Origin of the sequence: Neptunomonas sp. CHC150 (assembly GCF_030397555.1) — a bacterium.
GTDB lineage: Bacteria > Pseudomonadota > Gammaproteobacteria > Pseudomonadales > Balneatricaceae > Neptunomonas > Neptunomonas phycophila.
Genome location: NZ_JAPNXU010000024.1, coordinates 1 through 4,071 on the forward strand (window position 1 = coordinate 1; position 4,071 = coordinate 4,071).

Genomic DNA, 4,071 nt, shown 5'->3' on the forward strand with positions numbered 1-4,071 from the left:
TACCGGTGGCGGACGACTACCTAGCCGAAGGCAGCGAGACACTGGACATGGTGTTGAGCAACCCAAGCAATGCGACGATCGCTGATGGGGTAGGCCTAGGTATCATCATTGATGAAGCCAGCCCAAGTGCTGAAGACACCATCAGTGTTACCCTTGAAGGCCCAGCGACGGTTGCCGAAGGCGCGACAGCGACCTATACCGTCACCTTAAGCGAAGCGGCCGTGACTGACATGATCGTTGACGTAGTCACCGGCCATATCGACACGGATAACGGCGACTTAGTCCCTGTGACACAGCAAGTCACCATCGTGGCAGGCCAAACAACAGCCACCTTAGACGTCACCAACACCGACGATGCTTATGTTGAAGGCGGCGAAGACTACAGTGTGACCCTCACTGGCACCACCAGTGGCGGCGGGTTCGAAGCCGTGGACGTTGACACCACACCGGTGATCACCACCATTAACGACAACAGCCCAACCGACCCAAGTGTCGAGCCGGATGCCGAAGCGATCAGTGTCACCTTAACCGGCGACAGCAGTGTGGCCGAAGGCGGCACCGCGACGTACACCATCACCTTGGATCAGCCAACGGCAACCGAGATGACGGTCGAAGTGATCGTAGGACACATCACAACGGATGACGGCGACCTAACACCGGTTACGCAGAACATTACCATCCCAGCGGGCAGCGACAGCGTTGAGTTCACCGTCGATAACACTGACGACAACTTGGCCGAAGGTAACGAGAGCTACCAAGTTGAACTCAGTGGCACCACCACAGGCGGCGGGTTCGAGACCATTAGCGTCGACACCGCCCCGGTTAACACAACGATCGTCGACAACGACGTCCTCTCCATCAGTGTGGATGACGTGACGGTGAACGAAAGTGCAGGGACCTTAACCTTCACCGTTAGCCTCAGCGTACCGACCACGAATGCCGTCACGTTCGACTATGCAACCAGCGACGACAGCGCACTGGCGGGCAGCGACTACACCGCCGTGAGCGGCAGTGGCAGCATCGCCGCAGGCGATACGCAATACACCATCGAGATCCCGATCACGGACGACAACTACGCCGAACTGACCGAGACGTTCAACATCACGTTGAGCAATGTCAGCGCCGGTGTCGCCATCGCCGACGGCAGCGGCGTGGGTACCATTACCGACGACAGCGCACCGGCCGATCTTGAGACCAGCACAGTGACGTTAGAGAGCACCCCTAGCGTAGAAGAAGGCGGTGACATCACCGTCACAGCGACCGTGGATAACCCACCGGTCGACACGCCGCTGGTCATCACGCTAGACAACGGTGAGACCATCACCATCCCTGTGGGCCAAACGACAGGCGAAGTGACCTTCCCAGCGGACGACGATGCCTATACCGACCCGGATACCCCGGTTGAGTTCAGCATCGACAGCACCACCGGCGGTGGCTACGAAGCGCTCGACACCACAGACACAGCGACGACAACCGTGGTGGATGACAACGACACCACCACCGTGACACTGGACAGCACGCCAAGCGTAGAAGAAGGCGGCGACATCACCGTCACAGCGACCGTAGATAACGCCCCAGAAGACACGCCATTAGTGATCACCCTCAACAACGGCGAAGAGATCATCATCCCTGTGGGTCAGACCACCGGTGAAGTGACCTTCCCAGCGGGCGACGACGTCTACACCGATGCCGACACCCCCGTTGAGTTCAGCGTGGACAACACCAGCGGTGGCAACTACGAGAACCTAGACACCACGGACACCGCGACAACCACCGTTGTAGACGACAGCGACGTGACCACCTTGACCTTAGCCGGTGACAGCACCGTTGCCGAAGGTGGTGAAGCGACNNGATGACGGCGACCTTGTGCCAACGACCCAGCAAGTAACCATCCTTGCCGGCGCCAGCACAGCGACCTTCACCGTCGACAACAACCAAGACAACCTGGCTGAAGGCAACGAAGACTACACGGTAGCCATCACCGGCAGCACCGGAGGCAACTTCGAAGACCTCAGCGTGGACACCACACCGGTCACCACCACCATCATTGACGACGAAGGCACTCCAAGCCTCACCATCAATGACATGAGCGTGGACGAAGACGCCGGCACGATGACGTTCACCGTCACCCTCAGCACGCCAAGTGTTGATCCGGTGAGCGTTGATTACGCCAGCGCCGACAACACCAGTGCGAACCCAGCAACCGAAGGCGCCGACTACACCGGCGTGAGCGGCACACTCACGTTCGCACCGGGCGAGACCACCCAGACCATCACCGTACCGATCACCGACGACACGCTAGCCGAAGGCAGCGAGACGTTCGACATGGTACTGAGCAACCCAAGCAATGCCGTCATTGCGGACGGCACCGGCGTCGGAACCATTACCGACGAAGCGGCACCGGGTGCAGAAGACACGGTACTGGTGAGCATCACAGGCGACACCGCGGTAGACGAAGGCGAAGCGCCAGCCACCTACACGGTCAGCGTCAACGAAGCACCGACACAAGACATGACCGTCGACATCAGCTACAGCTACACCAGTGCTGAGACCGGCGACATTGTTGAAGGCACCACACAAGTCACCATCGCGGCGAACACCACCGAGGTCAGCTTCAGCGTTGACACCGTGGATGACGCCTACGCCGAAGGAGACGAAGACTTCATCGTCAGCATCAGCAACCCAAGCCTTGGCGGGTTCGAAGCGGTGGCGGTGAATCCTGCACAAAGCAGCGTCACCACCACCATCAGTGACGAAGCCAGCCCAACGGCCGAAGACACCGCCACGATCAGCATCAGTGGCGACCCAAGCGTAGTGGAAGGCGACGCAGCGACCTATACCGTCAGCGTGGATCGCGTACCCGTAACCGACATCGAAGTGACCGTCCAAACGGGCCACGTCACCACCGATGACGGCGACTACGTGCCCGTGTTCACGACCGTGACCATTGCGGCCGGCACACAAAGCACCACGTTCGACGTACAGACCAGTGACGACAACCTAGCCGAAGGTAGCGAGAGCTACACCGTCAGCATCACTGACACCACCGGAGGCAGCTTCGAGAACACCGTGGTTGGCGTGAGCCAAGTCAGCACGATTATTACCGACGAAGCCGCGCCAACGGACCCGGATGCCGACACCGCAATCGTCAGCCTCACCGGACCTGGCACCGTGGTTGAAGGCGAGACCACAACGAACTACACCGTAGAGATCTCCCAAGCACCGGTAGACGACGTCACGGTCACGTTCAGCTACACGACGACCGATGCCGACGGCAACGACTACGTACAAGTCGCGGATGTTGTGATCGCGGCTGGCACAACCAGCACCACCTTCAGCATCGACACGATCGACGACAACATCGCCGAAGGTGACGAAGACTACACTGTGAGCATCGACACCATCAGCAACGGTGGACTAGAAGACGTACGCGCCTCAGAGACCGAGAACAGCGTCACCACCACGATCACCGAAGAAAGCGTCCCGACGGATCCGGATGCGGATACGGCGTACATCAGCCTGTTCGGCCCCGGTACCGTCATCGAAGGCGAGACCACCACCGACTACACGGTCAGCATCTCCCAAGCACCGGTAGACGATGTTACGGTCACGTTCAACTACACCACCACCGATGCGGATGGCAACGACTACGTTGCCGTGGGTAGCGTCACGATCCTCGCGGGCGAGACCGACGCGACGTTCACGATCGACACCGTGAATGACAATATCGCCGAAGGGGATGAAGACTTCACAGTCAGCATCGACACGATCACCGATGGCGGTCTAGAAGATGTACGCGTCTCGAATAACGACAGCGTCACGACGACGATCGAAGACAACGACACGGTTGAGATCAGCATCAATGATGCCCCGACAGTGGACGAGTCAGCCGGCACGATGACGTTCACCGTTACCTTGAGCAACCCCAGCGATGCACCGGTTACTGTGGACTACGCGAGCCAAGACGGCACCGCGACAGCGGGCTTAGACTACACCGCGGTCACAGGCACATTAACGTTCGCGCCGGGAGAGACGACGCAAACGATCACGGTACCGGTGGCGGACGACTAC

At 59.4% G+C, this 4,071-nt stretch carries 2 protein-coding genes; both read left to right on the forward strand.

Going from position 1 to position 4,071, the window contains the following annotated elements:
* A partial coding sequence (locus OW491_RS17910; RefSeq protein WP_290037255.1) for an immunoglobulin-like domain-containing protein occupies positions 1-1,856 on the forward strand: 1,856 nt, incomplete at its 5' end.
* A gap of 10 nt (positions 1,857-1,866) precedes the next feature.
* Positions 1,867-4,071, forward strand: a 2,205-nt coding sequence (locus tag OW491_RS17915) for a Calx-beta domain-containing protein (protein ID WP_290037256.1), incomplete at its 3' end; no start/stop codon positions are given.